The 20,986-nt window shown below is 62.7% G+C and carries 14 protein-coding genes; 12 read left to right on the top strand and 2 right to left on the bottom strand.

Annotated features, from left to right (window positions below; translation table 11 throughout):
- Positions 1-5 precede the first annotated feature (5 nt).
- Positions 6-2,225, bottom strand: a complete 2,220-nt coding sequence (locus ACIPZH_RS19440) for a primosomal protein N' (RefSeq protein ID WP_267820341.1) — start codon at positions 2,223-2,225, stop codon at positions 6-8.
- Positions 2,226-2,392: 167 nt separating this feature from the next.
- Here ACIPZH_RS19440 and rpmE point away from each other — a divergent pair, with 167 nt between their 5' ends.
- The 3 genes from rpmE to ACIPZH_RS19425 all read left to right on the top strand — a co-directional run bounded on the left by rpmE (position 2,393) and on the right by ACIPZH_RS19425 (position 4,880).
- Positions 2,393-2,608 carry a 50S ribosomal protein L31 gene (rpmE, locus tag ACIPZH_RS19435; RefSeq protein WP_039603147.1) on the top strand — a complete coding sequence of 72 codons (216 nt, stop codon included), beginning with the start codon at positions 2,393-2,395 and terminating at the stop codon, positions 2,606-2,608.
- A gap of 2 nt (positions 2,609-2,610) precedes the next feature.
- Positions 2,611-3,432: a thermonuclease family protein gene (locus ACIPZH_RS19430; RefSeq protein WP_400637417.1), complete on the top strand. Its 822-nt coding sequence runs from the start codon at positions 2,611-2,613 to the stop codon at positions 3,430-3,432.
- Positions 3,433-3,611: 179 nt separating this feature from the next.
- Positions 3,612-4,880 (top strand): malic enzyme-like NAD(P)-binding protein, encoded by a 1,269-nt coding sequence (locus ACIPZH_RS19425; protein ID WP_241805102.1) that lies wholly within the window; start codon positions 3,612-3,614, stop codon positions 4,878-4,880.
- A 175-nt stretch (positions 4,881-5,055) separates the two neighbouring features.
- Here ACIPZH_RS19425 and ACIPZH_RS19420 read toward each other — a convergent pair whose 3' ends face one another.
- Positions 5,056-7,509, bottom strand: a complete 2,454-nt coding sequence (locus ACIPZH_RS19420) for a penicillin-binding protein 1A (RefSeq protein WP_400637416.1) — start codon at positions 7,507-7,509, stop codon at positions 5,056-5,058.
- A gap of 180 nt (positions 7,510-7,689) precedes the next feature.
- On the opposite strand from ACIPZH_RS19420, the gene pilM reads away from it, so the two are divergent.
- The 9 genes from pilM to ACIPZH_RS19375 all read left to right on the top strand — a co-directional run bounded on the left by pilM (position 7,690) and on the right by ACIPZH_RS19375 (position 20,962).
- Positions 7,690-8,538 carry a type IV pilus biogenesis protein PilM gene (gene pilM, locus ACIPZH_RS19415; RefSeq protein WP_400637414.1) on the top strand — a complete coding sequence of 283 codons (849 nt, stop codon included), beginning with the start codon at positions 7,690-7,692 and terminating at the stop codon, positions 8,536-8,538.
- Positions 8,538-9,074 carry a PilN domain-containing protein gene (locus ACIPZH_RS19410; RefSeq protein ID WP_400637412.1) on the top strand — a complete coding sequence of 179 codons (537 nt, stop codon included), beginning with the start codon at positions 8,538-8,540 and terminating at the stop codon, positions 9,072-9,074. The genes pilM and ACIPZH_RS19410 overlap by 1 nt, the downstream gene beginning before the upstream one ends.
- Positions 9,071-10,087 (top strand): pilus assembly protein PilP, encoded by a 1,017-nt coding sequence (locus ACIPZH_RS19405; protein WP_400637411.1) that lies wholly within the window; start codon positions 9,071-9,073, stop codon positions 10,085-10,087. Before ACIPZH_RS19410 ends, ACIPZH_RS19405 begins: the two co-directional genes overlap by 4 nt.
- The gene (locus ACIPZH_RS19400; protein ID WP_241805108.1) at positions 10,011-11,279 is read left to right on the top strand and encodes a type IV pilus secretin PilQ; all 1,269 of its coding nucleotides are present in this window, start codon (positions 10,011-10,013) and stop codon (positions 11,277-11,279) included. The genes ACIPZH_RS19405 and ACIPZH_RS19400 overlap by 77 nt, the downstream gene beginning before the upstream one ends.
- Positions 11,280-11,283: 4 nt before the next feature.
- Positions 11,284-11,802, top strand: coding sequence for a shikimate kinase AroK (gene aroK, locus ACIPZH_RS19395; protein ID WP_241805111.1), 519 nt, complete (start codon positions 11,284-11,286; stop codon positions 11,800-11,802).
- A 94-nt stretch (positions 11,803-11,896) separates the two neighbouring features.
- Positions 11,897-12,994 (top strand): 3-dehydroquinate synthase, encoded by a 1,098-nt coding sequence (aroB, locus tag ACIPZH_RS19390; RefSeq protein WP_267820357.1) that lies wholly within the window; start codon positions 11,897-11,899, stop codon positions 12,992-12,994.
- Between the two features lie 15 nt (positions 12,995-13,009).
- On the top strand, positions 13,010-14,602 hold the full coding sequence (locus tag ACIPZH_RS19385) for an SPOR domain-containing protein (RefSeq protein ID WP_400637409.1): 1,593 nt from the start codon (positions 13,010-13,012) through the stop codon (positions 14,600-14,602).
- A 372-nt stretch (positions 14,603-14,974) separates the two neighbouring features.
- Positions 14,975-19,420: a glutamate synthase large subunit gene (gene gltB / locus ACIPZH_RS19380; RefSeq protein ID WP_400637408.1), complete on the top strand. Its 4,446-nt coding sequence runs from the start codon at positions 14,975-14,977 to the stop codon at positions 19,418-19,420.
- 123 nt (positions 19,421-19,543) lie between these two features.
- Positions 19,544-20,962: an FAD-dependent oxidoreductase gene (locus ACIPZH_RS19375; RefSeq protein WP_241805118.1), complete on the top strand. Its 1,419-nt coding sequence runs from the start codon at positions 19,544-19,546 to the stop codon at positions 20,960-20,962.
- The last annotated feature ends 24 nt before the right edge of the window (positions 20,963-20,986 follow it).

Genomic DNA, 20,986 nt, shown 5'->3' with positions numbered 1-20,986 from the left:
GCCGCTCAATAAAGGTCAACCGGGTCGACATCCAGCGACCAGCGTACTTGCCGGCCGCCTGGAAGCTGCTCCAGCACCAGTAGCCAGGCACTGATGAGACGATGCAGTGGTGCCCGGGTTTCGGCCTGTATCAATAGCTGCGCACGGAAGCGCCCGGCTTTGCGCTCCATCGGAGCAGGTACCGGGCCCAACAGTTCAATGCCAGGCAAGTGTTGCTCCGTCACCAGGCGCTGCGCTGCGCTGCAGGCTTCGTCTAGGAAACCTTCGGCCTGCCCGGGCTTGTGCGCTTCGGCGCGCAGCAGGGCAAGGTGGGAATACGGGGGCAGGCCGGCGGCGCGGCGTTCGTCCAGGGCCTGTTCGGCAAAGGCGAAATAGCCTTGCTCGGTCAACTGCACCAACAGCGGGTGGTCGGCCAGGTGCGTCTGGATGACCACCTTGCCGGGCTCCTCGGCACGCCCGGCGCGCCCGGCCACCTGCACGATCAGTTGTGCCATGCGCTCGGTGGCGCGGAAGTCACCGGAGAACAGCCCGCCATCGGCATCGAGAATCGCGACCAAGGTAACCCGGGGGAAGTGATGCCCCTTGGCCAGCATCTGCGTTCCGACCAGGATGCTCGGCTGGCCGCGCTGGATGGTGCTGAACAAATTGTGCATGGCGTCCTTGCGGGCCGTGCTGTCGCGGTCGACCCGCAGGATCGGGTAATCGGGGAACAATACCTTCAGGCGTTCCTCGGCGCGCTCGGTACCTGCACCTACCGGGCGCAAGTCGACATGGTTGCACTTGGGGCACTGGTGCGGCAGGCGTTCGTCGTACCCGCAATGGTGGCAGCGCAGTACGCCGGCGCGCTGATGCACGGTCATGCGGGCATCGCAGCGCGGGCATTCGCTGAGCCAGCCGCAGTCGTGGCACAGCAGCGTCGGGGCGAAGCCACGGCGGTTGAGGAAAACCAGCACCTGCTGGCCTGCTTCCAGTGTCTGGCGGATGGCCTGTTGCAGCGGGCCGCTGATGCCGCTGTCCAGCGGCAGGCTTTTCACATCCAGGCGGAGCATGCGTGGTGGGCGCGCGCCTCCTGCGCGCTGGTTCATGCGTAGCAGGCGGTAGCGGCCGGTCAGGGCATTGTGCAAGGTTTCCAGCGACGGGGTGGCCGAGCCGAGCAGGATCGGGATGTTTTCCTGGTGCGCGCGCACCATCGCCAGGTCGCGGGCGTGGTAGCGCAGGCCTTCCTGCTGTTTATAAGAGCCGTCATGCTCCTCGTCGATGATGATCAGGCCCGGGTTCTTCATCGGCGTGAACAGCGCCGAACGCGTGCCGATGATGATATCGGCCTCGCCATCTCGCGCCGCCAGCCAGGCGTCGAGGCGTTCGCGGTCATTGACGGCCGAATGCACCAGGGCGATGCGTGCGTTGAAACGCTGTTCGAAACGCGCCAGGGTTTGCGGGCCGAGGTTGATTTCCGGGATCAGCACCAGCGCCTGCTTTCCAGCCTCCAGGGTTTCGCGGATCAGTTGCAGGTAGACCTCGGTCTTGCCGCTGCCGGTAACGCCAGCCAGAAGAAACGCATTGAAGCCGTCAAAGCCATCGCGCACGGCCTCGAAGGCCACTCGCTGCTCTTCGTTTAGCGGCAGTTCCGGCTGGGCCAGCCAGTGCTCATGGCGTTGTTCCGGCAGGTGGCGGCGTGTTTCGAGCTGAACCAGGTCCTTGGCCAGTAACAGGTCAAGGCTGTCCTTGTTAAGGTTGAGCTTGCTCAGCAGGCTGTGCGCAACGCCGTGCGGGTGTTGCGCCAGCGTTCTGAGAGCGTCCCGCTGGCGCGGTGCGCGGGCGATGCGCGGGTCTTCCAGGCGGGCGCCTGGGGCCACGTGCCAGAAGCGCTCCTGGCGCATCTCGGCCGGCTCGCCTTGGCGCAGCAAGGTCGGCAAGGCCCAGCTCAGGGTGTCGCCGAGGCTGTGCTGGTAGTACTGGGCTGTCCACAGGCACAGCTTGAACAGCGGTGCAGGGACCGGTGAAACCGGGTCGAGCAGGGCGCTGGCCGGCTTCAGCTTGTCGGCAGGGACCTCGCTGTGGTCGCAGACCTCCACCAGCACGCCGATCATCTCGCGGCGGCCGAACGGCACGCGGATGCGCATTCCGGGGGTCAGTGCCTGGCGCGCCATGCTCGCCGGCGCCCTGTAATCGAACAAGCGACGCAGGGGGGAAGGCAGGGCAAGGCGTAGAATGACGTCGGACACGCGTAAGGGCTCGCAGGGCGTTTCAAAGACTGGCGAGCCTAGCAGACGACAGTCGGTGCAAGCGACAACTTGCGTCGAGGCGGCGCTCTGGTATTATTCCCCGCCTAATTACGTGCGGTATTCAACAATTGGTGTTGGGTGGCGGCACGCAGCTCGAGGAAGTGACCATGAAAGCTGATATTCATCCGAACTACGAAGCAGTTGCTGTGACCTGCAGCTGCGGCAACAAATTCGAAACCCGTTCGACCCTGGGCAACACCCTGGCGATCGACGTTTGCAACCTGTGCCACCCGTTCTACACCGGTAAGCAGAAAGTGCTGGACACCGGTGGCCGCGTTCAGCGCTTCGCCGATCGCTTCGGTATGTTCGGTACCAAGAAGTAATCATGCGCATGGCGAACCCTTCGGGTTTCGCGTTGTTGCTGAAAAAGGCGCCCCTTGTGGGCGCCTTTTTTGTGGGCGCTCTCTGGCAAGGGTCGGCCCTGGCGTTTTGCCCATTGCCGGACGGGCCGCAGAGCGCGGCGGTGCGCCAGGTGGTCGATGGCGACACGCTGCGCCTTACCGACGGTCGCAGTGTGCGCATGATTGGCATCAACGCCCCGGAGATCGGGCGTAAGGGGCGCGCCAGCGAGCCTTTTGCAGTCACTGCCAAACGGCGTTTGCAAGCGCTGGTCAAGGCCAGCGACGGCCGTGTCTGGTTGGTGCCCGGCGTCGAGCCCAAGGACAAGTATGGGCGGACCCTGGCGCACGTTTACGCCCGCAATGGCGACAATCTTGAAGCGCGGTTGCTTAGCGAGGGGCTTGGTTACCGCGTTGCGGTTGCGCCCAATGTGCGCCTGGTGGCCTGCCAACAGGTGGCCGAGCAATCGGCGCGCAAGGCAGGCGCTGGCCTTTGGCGCAGTTCCCCGGTACGGCGCGCCAGCCAGGTCCGCCAGTCGGGCTTTGCGGTGATCGGCGGCAGTATTCGCAATATTGCGCGCAATCGTGGGGGCATCTGGCTGGAGCTGGAAACTGACGTGGTGCTGCAGGTTCCCGCTCGTCTGCAACGCAACTTCCCCGCCGGCTTCTTCGATAACCTCAAAGGACGCCAGGTCGAGGCGCGTGGCTGGGTGCTGGATCGTTCCCGCAAGGGTGGGCTCAAGCCGGGGCAGCGACGCTGGGTGTTACCAATCACCGATCCGAGCATGCTTGAACGTATTTCGAGCTGAAAAGATGTAGACATTTCGCTGTTAGATTGTACACACTGTGGTTCGAATGCCCCCGTGTGTTATAGCGTAAAGTCTTAGGCTAAAGGCCTTGACACAAGTGACCGGCCAGTCTTGTGGCTCCCCGGCTCTTTGCGTATCCTCGGCGGTCCGTCAGAACAGTAAATAGCGGAATGCCCACCATGTCAGACCTGAAAACCGCCGCTCTCGAATACCACGCTCAACCTCGTCCGGGGAAACTGAGCGTCGAGCTCTCCAAGCCCACTGCCACCGCCCGTGATCTCGCCCTGGCCTACAGCCCAGGCGTTGCAGAACCGGTGCGTGAAATCGGCCGTGATCCTGAGCTGGCCTACAAATACACTGGCAAGGGCAACCTTGTTGCAGTTATTTCCGATGGCACCGCCATCCTCGGTCTGGGTGACCTTGGCCCACTGGCTTCCAAGCCGGTCATGGAAGGCAAGGGCGTTCTGTTCAAGCGTTTCGCCGGTATCGACGTATTCGATATCGAAGTCGAGTCGGAAAGCCCGCAAGCGTTCATCGACACCGTTCGCCGCATCTCGATTACCTTCGGTGGCATCAACCTCGAAGACATCAAGGCGCCAGAGTGCTTCGAGATCGAGCGCACCCTGATCGAGCAGTGCGACATCCCTGTGTTCCACGATGACCAGCACGGCACCGCTATCGTTACTGCGGCCGGCATGATCAACGCCCTGGAAATCGCGGGCAAGAAGCTCGAAGACGCCAAGATCGTCTGCCTGGGGGCTGGCGCTGCCGCCATCTCTTGCATGAAGCTGCTGGTCAGCATGGGTGCCAAGGTCGAAAACATCTTCATGATCGACCGCAGCGGCGTCATCCACGCTGGCCGTGACGATCTGAACCAGTACAAGGCCCAGTTCGCTCACGCTACCGACAAGCGCACCCTGGCTGATGCACTGGACGGCGCCGATGTATTCGTTGGCCTGTCCGGCCCGAACCTGCTGAGCGCGGAAGGCCTGAAATCGATGGCTGCCAACCCGATCGTGTTCGCCTGCTCGAACCCGGACCCGGAGATCTCGCCAGAGCTGGCTCATGCCACCCGCAGCGACGTGATCATGGCGACCGGTCGTTCCGACTACCCGAACCAAGTCAACAACGTGCTGGGCTTCCCGTTCATCTTCCGTGGTGCCCTGGACGTTCGCGCCAAGCGTATCAACGAAGAAATGAAGATCGCCGCGGCCATCGCACTGAAGGACCTGGCCAAGCTGCCGGTGCCTAAGGAAGTTTGCGAAGCCTATGGCGTGGAAGGCTTGGAGTTCGGTCGCGAGTACATCATTCCGAAGCCACTGGACGCCCGCCTGATCACCGTCGTTTCCGATGCCGTAGCCAAGGCTGCCATCGAATCCGGCGTAGCTACCCTGCCATATCCGAAACACTACCCGCTCAACAGCGTGGACGAAGTGTTCAACGGCTGAAGCAAGGCGCAAAAAAGAACCGGCTCATATGAGCCGGTTTTTTTTGCTGCAAGCTGCAAGCTGCAAGCTGCAAGCTACAAGCTACAAGCTACAAGCCTCACCGCGCCAGCATTGACTGGCGCGGTGGTTCAGTCAGCCGAGAACAGCTTGCCGCTTGCAGCTTGAAGCTTGCCGCTTAAAACAGATCCATGGGCGCCGCTTCGTCGGCTGGGAGGGGGCTGCCGGGGGCTGCGCCGTTGCCCAGTTCGTCTACCGAGGGGGGCGAGTCTTCAGCTTTGAACAGCTCGAAATAAGCATTAGGCGTGCTCGGGGAGGCGGCGCGGCCGCTCACCGGGTCGACCCGCAGGCTGAGGATGCCTTCCGGTTCTGCAGGCGGATGGTTGGGTTTGTCCTTTAGAGCCGCGCCCATGAAGCTCATCCAGATCGGCAGTGCAGCCGTCCCGCCATATTCACGGCGGCCCAGGGTTTCCGGCTGGTCGAAACCTACCCACACGGTAGTGACGTAATCGGCATTGTAGCCAGAGAACCAGGCATCCTTGGACTCGTTGGTGGTGCCGGTCTTGCCCGCCAGGTCCGTACGGCCCAAGGCCAGGGCACGGCGCCCGGTGCCGCGTTTGATTACGTCCTGCAGCATGCTCGTCAGGATATAGGTGGTCCGGCCATCGATGATCTGCTCGGCGGTTACCGGCACTTGTGGAACAGGGGCCGGCTGGTTCGCAGCCGACGGCCCCTCACCTGGCAGCGACGCCGTGCTGATCGGTTGCTCTGGTGCCGCGAGGCCCGCATCGTCTTCGGCGCCCTGCGGCACGCGCGCAGGGTTGGCGGTGAACAGCGTCTCACCGTTGCGGCTCTCGATGCGCTCGATCAGGTACGGGTTGATCTTGTAACCACCGTTGGCGAAGGTGCTCCAGCCCGTAGCGATTTCCATCGGCGTCAGGGTCGCGGTGCCCAATGCCAGCGAAAGGTTGGGCGGCAGGTCCTGCTTGTTGAAGCCGAACTTGGTGATGTAGTCGATGGTGCGGCCTACGCCCATGGCCTGCAGCAGACGGATCGATACCAGGTTGCGCGACTTGTACAGCGCTTCGCGCATACGAATCGGGCCGAGGAAGGTGTTGTTGTCATTCTTCGGTCGCCATTCCTTGTCCAGGTACTCGTCGACGAACACGATCGGCGCGTCGTTGACCAGGCTGGAGGCGGTATACCCGCTGTCCAGTGCCGCACTATAGATGAAGGGCTTGAAGCTCGAACCGGGCTGGCGCTTGGCCTGCATGGCGCGGTTGTAGTTGCTCTGCTCGAACGAGAAGCCGCCAACCAGTGCACGAATGGCGCCGTTGTAAGGGTCCAGCGTGATCAGCGCGCTCTGCGCTGCCGGGACCTGGCTGAATTTGAGTGTGCCGTCGTCCAGGCGCTGCACGCGTATCAGGTCGCCGACCTGGGCCACGTCCGCCGGCGATTGTGGCGCCCGGCCCTGAGCATTGCTATTGATGAACGGCCGCGCCCACTTCATGGTGTCCCAGGCGATGTCTTCTTCCTTGCCGCCACGGGTCAGCACCTTCAGGCCACTCTTCTCGACCTGGGTGACGATGGCCGGTTCCAACCCGCCCAAGGTGCGCTGCTTGTTCAATTCCTGCAGCCAGGCAGCCTGACCTTTGCCCGGGAAGCGCGATTCAGGGCCGCGGTAGCCGTGGCGCTCATCATAATCGGACAGGCCACCGTGAACGGCCTTGTTGGCCATTTCCTGCATGTCGCTCGGCACGGTGGTGGTGACGCGGAAGCCTTCGGTATACGCCTCGCTGCCATAGCGGCCGACCATTTCAGCTCGGGCCATCTCGGCGATGTAGGGCGCATTCACCTCTGGTGCCGATACGTGGTAGCTGGCGTTGAGCGGTTCGGCCAGGGCGGCCTGGTAGCTCTCTTCGTCGATCTTGCCGAGCTTGTACATGCGGCCCAGGATCCAGTCGCGGCGCTCTTTTGCGCGCGCCGGGTTGGCCAGAGGGTTGAAGCGCGACGGCGCTTTGGGCAGGCCAGCGATCATCGCCATCTGCGCCAGGCTCACGTCACGGATCGACTTGCCATAGTAAACCTGTGCGGCAGCGTCGATGCCGTAGGCGCGGTTGCCCAGGTAGATCTTGTTCACGTACAGCTCAAGGATCTCGTCCTTGGTCAGTTCGCGCTCGATCTGCAGTGCCAGCAGAATCTCGTTGGTCTTGCGCGAGAAGCTGCGCTCGCTGGTGAGGAAGTAGTTCTTCGCCACCTGCATGGTAATTGTGCTGCCGCCGGTCTGTATGTGACCGGTTTTCACCAGTTGGGTCGCGGCGCGCATCAGGCTGCCCGGGTCGACGCCGTAGTGATTGAGGAAATTGTCGTCCTCGGCTGACAGAAGCGCCTGTATGAATTGCGGGGGAATGTCCGCGAAGCGGATGGGCGAGCGGCGCATTTCGCCAAATTCAGCGATCAGCTTGCCATCGCTGCTGTACACCCTCAGGGGTATCTGCAACTGGATGCTTCTGAGCGAATCGACCGACGGCAGGTTGGGGCTAAGATACAGAAACGCACCGCTCACACCGAGTACGAGCGCGCAGATGACTGCGACGAAAGACCACCAGAAGAACTTCAGCAGGCGTATCAAGGCTTTTGGGTGTCCAGGTTGAGGGGTGGGTTGCGCACGGAGCCGGCGGACGAAAAAAAACGCTGGGCATTATAAGCATTTTTCGCCTCGCCGGGTGACCGGCCGGGCAGCCCGCTGCACCGTCTGGCCATCGAGCCTGGGTGCTGGTGCGGGTTTCAGGGCTGACACAGAGGAGCAGCGATGCTTGGACGCATGGGCAAGGATGCCGGTTCACTGTTGGGGGTTGAAATTGCCGCCGATTCGATTCGGCTTGTACAACTGCAACGCAGAAAAGGGCGCTGCGAGCGTCTTGCCTGGGAGGCCGAGCCGTTCGAGCCCGCAGGTGCTGGTGAGTGGTGGCAGGTGCCCGATCGCGTAGTGGCGGCGCTGCATCGCGCTTGTCGGCGCAGTGGCAGCCGCCAGCGGCGGGCCGCAGTGGCGCTGCCTGCCTCGCAGGTGATCTGCAAGTTGTGCCAGCTACCGGCCGACCAGCCGGTGGCCGAGATGGAGGCGCAACTCCTGGCTGATGCGGACAGGTTGTTTCCTTTTCCGCTGGAAGACTTGGTGATGGACTTCCAGGTTTTGGGGCCTTCCTGTGGCCAGGCTGACGCGCGTGATGTTCTGGTGGTGGCTTGCCGGCAGACCGTGCTGCAGCCGTTGGAAGCGCTGTTCGACGAGGCCGGCCTGCTGCTGGAGGTCGTGGAGGTCGACAGCATCGCCTTGTGGCGAATGATGCCGCAACCGCGTGCAGACGGCTCCGCGTTGCTGCGCCTCGAACCCGGTAGCGCTACGCTGCATGGCTGGTCTGAAGGTGTGTTGCCGCAGCGGCGCGAAGTGCCCTTGGCCCGGCTGGATGAACTGTTTGTCGATAACCCACAGGTGCAGGACCTGCTTCTGACAGGAAGCCTGCTGCTTGAGCAAGGTCGGCTCGATCAGTTGTGCAGCCAGTTGAATAGGCCTTGCCGGCCATTGCCACAGGTGGCTGGCCTTGCATGCCACGACGGCGACATGGCACTGGCGACTGCCCTGGCGCTGGGGGCTTTGCGCTGATGCTGCGTATCAATCTTCTGCCCTGGCGCGAGCAGCAGCGCCAGGCAGCACTTCGCCGCTTTCAATTCAGGCTGATTGGCGGCGTGGTGCTGGCGCTTTGTGTGGTGTTGTTGATGGACCAGCTGGCACGCCAGCGCGCGCAGCATCAGTTGGCTGCCAACCTGGGCCGGCAGGCCGCCATCGCTGGTCTCGATACGCAGTTGGAGCAGCTTGACGTCATTCACCAGGCCCTCGACGCAGCACAGGCCCAAACCGCTCTGCTGGACGCTCTGTTCGCTGATCGAGGGTATCTGACGGCGCTGTTCAGCGCGCTGGAGCGGGCATTACCCGAGGGCGTTCAGGTGGTCGAACTGAAGGTCGAGGGTGAGCGGTTGCACGTGGTCGGGCTGGCTGCGTCCAGTGCTGTGATAGCGCAATTGATGCGCGATCTCGGGCGCTCCGGGGTATTGCTCGACCTGGAGCTGAAGCGGATCGAGAGCTTGCCTGCTGGCGAGAAGTTTTTGCTGCAGGCGCGGATGTCGGCCTCTTGGTCGTGAAACTGCGCACCCGTCTGGACTGGCAGGCGCTCGTGGCGCGCTCGCGCCTGTTCCGGTGTGCCCTGCCGATAGCTGCGGGGTGCCTGGTCGTTGCGGCAGGCTGCCTGATGCGTTGGCCGGAATGGCGGCAACTGCAGCACACAGCCCAGGCAAACCAAAAGGCCCTTGACGACAAGCACCAGGCCAAGGCTGCCGAGGTATCGGCTCGTGTGCATGCTCCGCAAGCGCTGAGCGACGCCCAGCGGCACTTGGACGATATGCGATGGCGTCTGGCGGCCGGCGGCGAAATCAGCGATCTGCTCGACCAATTGGCCGCATCGGGGCATGTGCATGGGCTGCATTTCGAGCGGCTTGAGGTGCTGGATGAGCAGAATCAGCCAGGTTTTGGCCGAACACCGCTGGATGTGCAGGTCGTGGGGCGTTACGCGGCACTGCGAATGTGGCTCGATGATTGGCTTGGGCAGGTTCGCCTGCTGCGTGCCGGTGATATGCATCTGGCCAGTGCTCATGGCAGGCCGGGCGTGTTGAGGTTAAGGCTGCGTGTCGACGCCTTCCACGCCGATGGGGCGGTGGCAGAGCCGGAATCACTGGCTTGGCTGCCTGCGCGTGATCACGTCAGGCCAGCTGTGGCCGACCCCTTTTCTGGCTGGTCGGGCCGCGCTGTAAAGCAAGGGCTCGCCAACATACCGCTCGCTCAGCTGGAAATGGTCGGCAGCTTGTCCCGAGGTATGCAGCATGAGGCTCTGCTGTTGTCTGCAGGGCGGCTCTATCGCGTGCGTGCCGGTGACCGGCTGGGGCGCGATGAGGGGGTGGTGGTGCGCGTGGACGCGCAACAGGTCGAGGTGTGCGAACGGTTGTTCGTGGGGGGCATTTGGCGCGAGCGCACCACAGTGCTGACACTCAGGAAGGGCGTGGACAGGGAGATCACGCGGGACAATGAACGGGATGATGAAGTGGCTGGTGGCGGCCTTGCTGCCGATGCCTTCGCTGGCAGCGACGCCTTATCAGGGTGAACCGGTTTCGCTGAACTTCCAGGACGTGGAAGTGCGCCTTGTGTTGCAGGTGCTGGCCGATTATGCCGGCATCAACCTGGTCGCCAGCGACACGGTGCAGGGCAGTATCACCTTGCGTCTGCAGGATGTTCCGTGGGATCAGGCGCTGGAATTGGTGCTGCGCAGCAAGGGGCTGGCCCGGCGGGAAGAAGGCAAGGTACTGGTGGTGGCGCCAGCGGCTGAGCTGGCCGAGCAGGCGCTGGGGGCGCGTATGGGGTTGGAGCTGGAGGCCCAGTCGCAGCCGTTGCGCCGGGAGTTGCTGCCGATACAACACGCCGCGGCCTCAGAACTTGCCGAGTTGCTGCTGGCTACGTTGGCCGATGACGGCATTCTGACTGGGCGCGGTAGTTTGCATGTGGATGTGCGCACCAATACGCTGGTCGCTCACCAGCCTGAGGACCGGCTTGCCGAGTTGCGCCAGTTGGTTGCGCAGCTGGATGTGCCTGTACGGCAGGTCGAGATCGAGGCCCGCATCGTGGAGGCCAATGTCGATTACGAGCACAGCCTTGGGGTGCGCTGGGGCCCGCGTCTCTATGGCGAAGCCCCTGCGTTGGGCGCGGACGTATTTGTCGATCTTGGGGTGGAGCGGGCCGGTTCCAGCATCGGCTTGGGCGTATTGCGCGGGGGCGTGCTGCTGGACCTTGAACTCAGCGCCATGGAGAAGACCGGTAATGGCGAAATCATCTCCCAGCCCAAGGTGGTAACCGCCAATAACGAGACTGCCCGTATCCTCAAAGGCACAGAAGTCCCTTACCAGGAGACCTCTAAGAGTGGCGCTACGTCGGTTGCATTCCGCGAGGCGTCGCTGTCGCTGGAGGTCACGCCGCAGATTACGCCGGACGGCAAGGTGATCATGACGGTCAAGGTGACCAAGGACGAGCCTGATTTCGTCAATGCCTTGCACGATGTGCCGCCGATCCGCAAGAACGAGGTCAATGCCAAGGTCCGGGTAGCGGATGGGGAAACCATCGTCATTGGCGGCGTGTACTCGACCACGCAAAACAATGTGGTCGACAAGGTGCCATTTTTCGGCGATCTGCCGTATGTTGGGCGGCTGTTTCGACGCGATGTATTACAAGAGAAAAAATCCGAGCTGCTGGTCTTCCTGACTCCGCGTATCATGAGTGACCAGGCGATTGCTGTGAGTCGTTGATTCTGTGCGAAATTTGATACTTGTAGGGCCCATGGGCGCTGGAAAAAGCACCATCGGGCGCCTGTTGGCCAAAGAGCTGCGCCTGCTGTTCAAAGATTCCGACAAGGAAATCGAACTGCGAACCGGCGCCAATATCCCGTGGATCTTCGACAAAGAAGGCGAGCCGGGTTTCCGTGACCGTGAGCAGGCGATGATCGCCGAGCTCTGCGCGCTCGATGGCGTGGTCGTGGCGACCGGCGGCGGTGCGGTCATGCGTGAGGCCAACCGCCACGCGCTGCACCATGGCGGCCGGGTGATCTACCTGCATGCCTCGGTGGAACAGCAAGTGGGGCGTACTGCGCGTGATCGCAATCGGCCATTGCTGCGTACCGCCAATCCAGAGGCGACCTTGCGTAACCTGCTCGAGGCCCGCGACCCGCTGTACCGTGAGATCGCCGACATCGTGGTGGAAACCGACGAACGGCCGCCGCGCATGGTCGTACTGGATATTCTCGAGCGCTTGCAGCAATTGCCGCCCCGGTAGGCCGGGACTATTCTCGGCCAGGGCCGAGGCGAGGTTCAACGTTACCGCGTGGGTCGCTCAGCCGGCGCCGCGCCCAAGTACATTGTGGGGATACATGCAGACACTTAAGGTCGACCTGGGCGAGCGTAGCTACCCGATCTACATTGGCGAAGGCCTGCTTGACCAGCCAGAACTGCTGGCGCCGCATATTGCCGGCCGGCAGGTTGCCATCGTTTCCAACGAGACCGTCGCACCCCTGTATCTCGAACGTCTGAGCAAGACGCTGGGTGCCTATTCGGTGCTGCCAGTGATCCTTCCGGATGGCGAAGCCCACAAGAACTGGGAAACCCTGCAGTTGATCTTCGACGGCCTGCTGCGCGCCCGGCACGACCGCCGCACCACGGTGGTGGCCCTCGGTGGTGGCGTTATCGGCGACATGGCCGGCTTCGCTGCAGCGTGCTATCAGCGTGGCGTCGATTTCATCCAGGTCCCCACCACCCTGCTTTCCCAGGTCGACTCCTCTGTTGGAGGCAAGACCGGCATCAACCACCCGCTGGGCAAGAACATGGTAGGTGCGTTCTATCAGCCCAATGCCGTGCTGATCGACACCGCCACCCTCAAGACCCTGCCCGAGCGCGAGCTGTCGGCGGGCCTTGCCGAAGTGATCAAGTACGGGCTGATCTGCGACAAGCCCTTCCTCGGTTGGCTCGAGGACAATATCAAGGCCTTGCGCGCCCTTGAACCTGCGGCGCTGACCGAAGCGATCCAGCGCTCATGTGCAGCCAAGGCCGCCGTGGTCGGGGCTGACGAACGTGAGTCCGGTGTGCGCGCAACGCTCAACCTGGGGCATACCTTCGGGCATGCCATCGAAACGCACATGGGCTACGGTGTCTGGTTGCACGGCGAAGCCGTGGCAGCGGGCACGGTGATGGCTCTGGAGATGTCGATGCGCCTGGGCTGGATCGACCAGTCCGAGCGCGATCGCGCAATCCGCCTGCTGCAGGATGCAGGTTTGCCGGTGGTGCCACCACAGGAAATGACCCCGGCGCATTTCATGGAGCATATGGCGGTCGACAAGAAGGTGATCGATGGGCGTTTGCGTCTGGTGCTCCTGCGCCAGATGGGCGAAGCCGTGGTGACCGACGACTATCCGAAAGAGGTTCTTCAGGCCACGCTGTCGGCGGATTACCGCGCGATCGTGGCCCAGCTTTGAGGTTGTGACAGCGCAATGACCAGTTTGCATGCCGATGAGGCGTTTCTCGACCATTACCAGTTGAGCCACGATCCGTTCGCGCCGCGTGTGCCCGGCTTCAAGTTTTTCCCTGCCCAGCGCAAGCCTGTGCTCGGCCAACTGCACCACCTGGCCCGTTACAGCCAGCTGATGCTGGTGGTTACAGGCCCTGTCGGCAGTGGTAAAACCTTGCTGCGCCAGGCCTTGGTGGCCAGCACCAACAAGCAGTCGGTGCAGAGCGTAGTGGTCTCGGCCCGTAGCGCCAGCGATGCCGCCAGTGTGCTGGGCCAGGTGGCCCAGGCGCTTGAGCTGGCCACGGCGGACGTTCAGGCGATCCTCTCCAAGGTAGTCCAGCTTGCCCTCACCGGGCAGGAAGTCTATTTACTGGTGGACGATGCGGAACAACTCGACGAGTCGGCACTCCAAGCGTTGCTGGAGCTGGCTGCAGGTGTCCCGGAGGGGCGCCCGCACGTGTTCCTGTTCGGCGAAGCGTCGCTGATCGCCGGGTTGGACGAGATCCCTGTCGAGGAAGAACGTTTCCACGTCATTGAACTCGCGCCCTACAGCGAGGAAGAGACCCGCGAGTACCTGGAGCAGCGCCTGGAAGGCGCAGGCCGGGGCATCGAGGTGTTCACCCATGAGCAGATCGTCGATATTCACGAACACTCCGACGGGTGGCCCGGCAATATCAACCAGGTCGCCCGCGATACTTTGATCGAAGCCATGATCGCCAGCCGTAGTTCGGCGAAGCGACCAACCATGGGGTTCAAAATGCCTAAGAAACACGTGCTCGCGCTGTCCGCTGTCGTTGTGGTCGCCGTTGCTGCCGCGGTTCTCATGCCCAAGAAAAGCGACAAGGCGGCCACGGATGCGCCGACGGCCCAAGCCCAATTGCCGCTGGGGGAAGGAAAGCCTGCTGACCCGGCGATCGAGTTCTCAGGGTCGTCGCAGCCGATGCCACTGCCGCTGGTTGGCCAGTCGCAGCCGGTGATGCGCGAGCCTCTGGCGCAGGCCGCCGGCATGGGGGATGGTGAAGAAGGTGGCCCGGCGGACAGCACTGCGCTGCAGCCGGGCAATCCGCCGACGGTCACGACCATCGCACCACCGCAGGGTGAGGCTGCCGGCCCTGCACCCACCATGGCCCAGGCCACTACCAGCACGCCGCCGGCTCAGCCGGTTGCTCCTGCGCAGAAACCGGTAGCAACCCAGCCGGCCAAGCCGGTTGCACCTGCCAAGCCTGCTCCGGCACCGACCCAGGTTGCCACCGCCAAGCCTGCTGCCAAAGCGGCTGGCGGGAGCGGTAACAGTGGCTGGTACACCGGGCAGAAGCCTGGCAACTATGTCGTGCAGATCCTCGGTACCAGCTCTGAAGCGTCGGCGCAGGCCTTCATCAAGGCGCAGGGTGGCGACTATCGCTACTTCAAGAAAACCCTGCAGGGCAAGCCGCTTTACGTGGTCACTTATGGTAGCTTCGCCAACCGCGATGCAGCGGTTGCGGCAATCAAGAACTTGCCAGCGAAGGTCCAGGCTGGTAAACCTTGGCCACGTACTGTAGCCAGCGTCCAACAAGAGCTGGCCACGGCCCGCTGATACCTTCCGGGCGGCACCACCCCGCCGCCCAGTTGCTGAGCGATAACTGACTTTCGTCTAGCCTGCTGCGCCCGAGCGCGGCAGGCTTTTCTGTCCCAGGCTGCCGGCCACAAGCCAATCTTGCAGTCATGGCTGGAACGCTTCAGACTCGAGCCAAGCCGCTATCACGGCGCATGGCGCAAAACATTCAATATTGCGACATAAATTTTCAATGGTGAGACATGAAAATTTGTGGGCATCGCTGTCGCTGTGCAACAATGGTTTTCCATGGCCACCGCAAAAAAGCTGGCATTTGATCGGCGTGGATGGTAAGTGGTTGTTAAAAAAGAGATTTGCCTCCGGTTGAGAGGTGAACCTGGTGAGAAAGTGTCTATGAAAACAGGTCTGTACCATCCCGAAGAATTCAAGGACAACTGTGGTTTTGGCCTGATCGCCCATATGACGGGCGAACCGAGCCACCACCTTCTGCAAACTGCCATGCAGGCCCTGACTTGCATGACCCACCGCGGCGGTATCAACGCCGACGGCAAGACCGGTGACGGTTGCGGTCTGCTCATGCAGAAACCCGATCAATTCCTGCGTGCCGTAGCCCAGGAACATTTTGCCGTCGAGCTGCCAAAGCAGTACGCCGTTGGCATGGTGTTCTTCAACCAGGACCCGGTAAAAGCCGAAGCTGCTCGCGCCAACATGGACCGCGAAATCATCGCTGCCGGCCTGACCCTGGTTGGCTGGCGCAAAGTCCCGATCGACACCAGCGTGCTCGGCCGCCTGGCGCTGGAGCGCCTGCCGCAGATCGAACAGGTGTTCATCGGCGGTGAAGGTCTGAGCGATCAGGAATTCGCCATCAAGCTGTTCAGTGCCCGTCGCCGTTCGTCCGTGGCCAACGCCCACGACGCCGACCACTACATCTGCAGCTTCTCGCACAAGACCATCATCTACAAAGGCCTGATGATGCCGCGCGATCTCGCGGCCTTCTATCCGGACCTGGACGACGAGCGCCTGCAAACCGCGATCTGCGTGTTCCACCAGCGCTTCTCCACCAACACCCTGCCGAAATGGCCGCTGGCGCAGCCGTTCCGCTTCCTCGCCCACAATGGCGAGATCAATACCATCACCGGTAACCGCAACTGGGCCATGGCCCGTCGCACCAAGTTCGCCAACGACCAGATCCCCGACCTCGAAGAGCTCGGCCCGCTGGTCAACCGCGTTGGTTCCGACTCCTCGAGCATGGACAACATGCTGGAGCTGATGGTCACCGGCGGCATCGACCTGTTCCGCGGCGTGCGCATGCTGGTACCGCCAGCCTGGCAGAACGTCGAGACCATGGACGCCGACCTGCGCGCGTTCTATGAATACAACTCCATGCACATGGAGCCGTGGGATGGCCCGGCCGGCATCGTCATGACCGAAGGCCGCCATGCGGTGTGCCTGCTTGACCGCAACGGCCTGCGCCCGGCGCGCTGGGTGACCACCAAGAATGGCTATATCACCCTGGCGTCGGAAATCGGCGTCTGGGACTACAAGCCTGAAGATGTCATCGCCAAGGGGCGGGTCGGCCCAGGCCAGATCTTCGCCGTGGACACCGAGACCGGTCACATCCTCGACACCGATGCCATCGACAACCGGCTGAAGTCGCGCCACCCGTACAAGCGCTGGCTGCGTCAGCACGCCTTGCGCATCCAGGCGACCCTCACCGACGACCAAGGCGCGGCCAGCTACGACGCTGACCAGCTCAAGCAGTACATGAAGATGTTCCAGGTCACGTTCGAAGAGCGTGACCAGGTACTGCGCCCACTCGGCGAGCAAGGCCAGGAAGCGGTCGGTTCGATGGGTGACGACACGCCAATGGCTGTCCTGTCGCAGCGCGTGCGTTCGCCTTACGACTTCTTCCGCCAGCAGTTCGCCCAGGTTACCAACCCGCCGATCGACCCGCTGCGCGAAGCGATCGTCATGTCGCTGGAGATCTGCCTGGGGGCCGAGCGCAACATCTTCCAGGAATCTCCCGAGCATGCCTCGCGGGTAATCCTCAGCTCCCCGGTCATCTCGCCCACCAAATGGCGTTCGTTGATGAACCTGGAGCGCGAAGGCTTCGACCGTCAGCTGATCGACCTCAACTATGAGGAAAGCATCGGCCTGGAAGCGGCCATCCGCAATATCGCCGATCAGGCTGAAGAAGCGGTTCGCGCAGGCAAGACCCAGTTGGTGCTCAGCGACCGCTATATCGCCCCGGGCAAGCTGCCGGTGCATGCTTCGTTCGCCGTTGGCGCGGTCCACCACCGCCTGACGGAAAAAGGCCTGCGTTGCGACAGCAACATCCTGGTCGAAACCGCCACTGCCCGTGATCCGCACCACTTCGCGGTACTGCTTGGCTTCGGCGCCTCTGCGGTATACCCGTACCTGGCGTATGAAGTGCTGGCCGACCTGATCCGCACCGGCGAAGTGCTGGGCGACCTGGACGAAGTGTTCAAGTACTACCGCAAAGGCATCTCCAAGGGCCTGCTGAAGATCCTGTCGAAGATGGGCATCTCCACCATCGCCTCTTACCGTGGCGCCCAGCTGTTCGAAGCGGTGGGCCTGGCCGACGAAGTGGTCGGCTTGAGCTTCAAAGGCGTGTCCAGCCGCATCAAGGGCGCGCGTTTCGTCGACCTTGAGGGCGACCAGAAGCTGCTCGCCGCTGAGGCCTGGAGCGCGCGCAAGCCGATCCAGCAGGGCGGTCTGCTCAAGTTCGTCCACGGCGGCGAGTACCACGCCTACAACCCGGATGTGGTCAATACGCTGCAGGCTGCCGTGCAGCAGGGCGACTACGCCAAGTTCAAGGAATACACCACGCTGGTCGACCAGCGCCCGGTATCGATGATCCGCGACCTGCTGAAGGTGAAGGTGGCCGACCAGGCCCTGCCGCTGGATCAGATCGAGCCGCTGGAGGCGATCCTCAAGCGCTTCGACTCTGCTGGTATTTCGCTGGGCGCGCTGTCGCCAGAGGCTCACGAAGCGCTGGCCGAGGCGATGAACCGCCTGGGCGCGCGCTCCAACTCCGGTGAGGGCGGTGAAGACCCGTCGCGCTATGGCACCCTCCGTAGCTCCAAGATCAAGCAGGTGGCCACCGGCCGCTTCGGTGTGACTCCGGAATACCTGGTCAATGCCGAAGTGCTGCAGATCAAGGTTGCCCAAGGCGCCAAACCGGGCGAGGGTGGGCAGTTGCCAGGCGGCAAGGTCAACGGCCTGATCGCCAAGCTGCGCTATGCGGTACCGGGCGTGACCCTGATTTCGCCACCGCCACACCACGATATCTACTCGATCGAAGACCTGGCCCAGCTGATTTATGACCTCAAGCAGGTCAACCCTCAGGCCCTGGTGTCGGTCAAGCTGGTGGCAGAAGCAGGCGTTGGTACCATCGCCGCTGGCGTGGCCAAGGCCTATGCCGACCTGATCACCATCTCCGGTTACGACGGTGGTACCGGTGCTTCGCCGCTGACCTCGATCAAGTACGCCGGCGCCCCGTGGGAACTGGGCCTGGCCGAAACCCACCAGACCCTGCGCGGCAACGACCTGCGCGGCAAGGTACGGGTACAGACCGACGGTGGCCTGAAAACCGGCCTGGACGTGATCAAGGCTGCCATCCTGGGTGCCGAGAGCTTTGGCTTCGGTACCGCACCGATGATCGCCCTGGGCTGCAAGTACCTGCGCATCTGCCACCTGAACAACTGCGCCACCGGCGTGGCCACGCAGAACGACAAGCTGCGCAAGGACCATTACATCGGCACCGTCGACATGGTGATCAACTTCTTCACCTTCGTTGCCGAAGAAACCCGCGAGTGGCTGGCCAAGCTGGGTGTGCGTAGCCTGGGCGAGCTGATCGGCCGGACCGACCTGCTCGACGTGCTGCCAGGCGATACCGAGCGCCAGCACCACCTTGACCTGTCGCCGCTGCTGGGCAGCTCGCACATTCCGGCCGACAAGCCGCAGTTCTGCGAAGTCGACAAGAACCCGCCGTTCGACAAGGGCGAGCTGGCCGAGAAGATGGTGGAAATGGCCCTGCCGGCCATCCGCGATCAGGCCGGTGGCGAGTTCGCGCTCGACATCTGCAACTGTGACCGCTCCATCGGTGCGCGCATCTCCGGCGAAATCGCCAAGCTGCACGGCAACCAGGGCATGGCCGCAGCGCCGATCACCTTCCGCTTCAAGGGCACTGCAGGCCAGAGCTTCGGCGTGTGGAACGCCGGCGGCCTGAACCTGTACCTGGAAGGTGACGCCAACGACTACGTCGGCAAAGGCATGACCGGTGGCAAGGTCACCATCGTGCCGCCAGCCGGCAGCCCGTTCGAAACCCAGCACAGCGCCATTGTCGGCAACACCTGCCTCTATGGCGCCACGGGCGGCAAGCTGTTCGCCGCCGGCACCGCGGGCGAGCGCTTCGCTGTGCGTAACTCCGGCGCCCACGCTGTTGTCGAGGGTACTGGCGATCACTGCTGTGAATACATGACCGGTGGCTTTGTCTGCGTCCTGGGCAAGACCGGTTACAACTTCGGCTCTGGCATGACTGGCGGCTTCGCCTACGTGCTCGACATGGACAACAGCTTCGTCGACAAGCTCAACCACGAACTGGTGGAAATCCAGCGTATCAGTGGTGAAGCGATGGAAGCCTACCGTAGCCACCTGGCGCGGGTCCTTGGCGAATACGTGGAAGAAACCGGCAGCGAGTGGGGGCGTGAGCTCTCGGAGAACCTGGACGATTACGTGCGACGCTTCTGGTTGGTCAAGCCGAAGGCGGCCAATCTCAAGCAACTGCTGTCCAGTACCCGTGCCAACCCGCAGTAAAAACAGCTGCAAGTGGCAAGCCTCAAGCTGCAAGTAAGAGCAGCTCGAGGTTTGCCCGGCTTAAGTGATCGTCTTGCGGCTTGCAGCTTGTAGCTTGCAGCTGCTGTTAAGAGGTTTTGAAAAATGGCTGAACGTCTGAGTAACGACTTCCAGTTCATCGAAGTGGGCCGCAAGGACCCGAAGAAAAAGCTGCTGCGCCAGCGCAAGAAGGAGTTCGTGGAAATCTACGAGCCCTTCAAGCCCCAGCAGTCCGTAGAGCAGGCGCATCGCTGCCTGGGCTGCGGTAACCCGTATTGCGAGTGGAAATGCCCGGTGCACAACTTCATCCCGAACTGGTTGAAGCTGGTCGCCGAAGGCAACATCCTGGCCGCGGCCGAACTGTCGCATCAGACCAACACCCTGCCGGAAGTCTGTGGCCGTGTGTGCCCGCAAGACCGCCTGTGCGAGGGTGCCTGCACGCTGAACGACGGCTTCGGCGCGGTGACCATCGGTTCGGTTGAGAAGTACATCACCGACACCGCCTTCGCCATGGGTTGGCGCCCGGACATGTCCAAGGTCAAACCGACTGGCAAGCGCGTTGCCATCATCGGTGCTGGCCCGGCGGGCCTGGGCTGTGCCGACGTGCTGGTGCGTGCCGGGGTTACCCCGGTGGTGTTCGACAAGAACCCTGAAATCGGCGGCTTGCTGACCTTCGGCATCCCTGAGTTCAAGCTGGAAAAGACCGTGCTGAGCCATCGTCGCGAAGTCTTTACTGGCATGGGTATCGAGTTCCGCCTGAACACCGAGGTGGGCACCGACATCACCATGGAACAGCTGCTCGCCGAGTACGACGCGGTGTTCATGGGCATGGGTACCTATACCTACATGAAAGGCGGCTTCCCGGGCGAGGACCTGCCGGGCGTGCATGACGCGCTGGACTTCCTGATCGCCAACGTCAACCGCAACCTGGGCTTCGAGAAGTCGCCGCAAGACTTCGTCGATATGCAGGGCAAGAGGGTCGTGGTGCTGGGCGGTGGCGACACCGCGATGGACTGCAACCGCACCTCGATCCGCCAGGGAGCCAAGTCGGTGACCTGTGCCTACCGCCGTGACGAAGCCAACATGCCAGGCTCGCGCAAAGAGGTGAAGAACGCCAAGGAAGAGGGCGTGAAATTCCTCTACAACCGTCAGCCGATCGCCATTGTCGGTGAAGACAAGGTCGAAGGCGTGAAGGTGGTCGAGACCCGTCTTGGCGAGCCGGATGCCCGTGGCCGTCGCAGCCCTGAGCCAATCCCGGGTTCCGAAGAAATCCTCCCGGCGGACGCCGTGGTGATCGCATTCGGCTTCCGCCCAAGCCCGGCCCCCTGGTTCGAGCAGCATGGCATCCAGATGGACAGCCAAGGCCGCGTGGTGGCCCCGGAGAAAGGCAAGTTCAAGCACCAGACCAGCAACCCGAAAATATTTGCCGGTGGCGATATGGTGCGCGGTTCGGACCTGGTGGTGACCGCCATCTTCGAAGGCCGCAACGCTGCCGAAGGTATCCTGGATTACCTCGAAGTCTGATCGGCCCGATGGGGCCGCAAAGCG

The sequence above is a fragment of the Pseudomonas sp. NPDC089758 genome, from assembly GCF_044748705.1.
In the GTDB taxonomy this organism is placed as follows: Bacteria; Pseudomonadota; Gammaproteobacteria; order Pseudomonadales; family Pseudomonadaceae; genus Aquipseudomonas; species Aquipseudomonas putida_X.
The sequence above is the reverse complement of the archived record's forward strand: the minus strand, read 5'-3'. Positions and strand labels throughout refer to the sequence as shown.

Bases quoted from the DNA above. Each gene is read 5' to 3' on its own strand.
- ACIPZH_RS19400 (WP_241805108.1), top strand. From the start codon at position 10,011: ATGAACGGGATGATGAAGTGGCTGGTGGCGGCCTTGCTGCCGATGCCT.
- rpmE (WP_039603147.1), top strand. From the start codon at position 2,393: ATGAAAGCTGATATTCATCCGAACTACGAAGCAGTTGCTGTGACCTGC.
- ACIPZH_RS19410 (WP_400637412.1), top strand. From the start codon at position 8,538: ATGCTGCGTATCAATCTTCTGCCCTGGCGCGAGCAGCAGCGCCAGGCA.
- gltB (WP_400637408.1), top strand. From the start codon at position 14,975: ATGAAAACAGGTCTGTACCATCCCGAAGAATTCAAGGACAACTGTGGT.
- ACIPZH_RS19425 (WP_241805102.1), top strand. From the start codon at position 3,612: ATGTCAGACCTGAAAACCGCCGCTCTCGAATACCACGCTCAACCTCGT.
- ACIPZH_RS19430 (WP_400637417.1), top strand. From the start codon at position 2,611: ATGCGCATGGCGAACCCTTCGGGTTTCGCGTTGTTGCTGAAAAAGGCG.
- ACIPZH_RS19385 (WP_400637409.1), top strand. From the start codon at position 13,010: ATGACCAGTTTGCATGCCGATGAGGCGTTTCTCGACCATTACCAGTTG.
- aroB (WP_267820357.1), top strand. From the start codon at position 11,897: ATGCAGACACTTAAGGTCGACCTGGGCGAGCGTAGCTACCCGATCTAC.
- pilM (WP_400637414.1), top strand. From the start codon at position 7,690: ATGCTTGGACGCATGGGCAAGGATGCCGGTTCACTGTTGGGGGTTGAA.
- ACIPZH_RS19375 (WP_241805118.1), top strand. From the start codon at position 19,544: ATGGCTGAACGTCTGAGTAACGACTTCCAGTTCATCGAAGTGGGCCGC.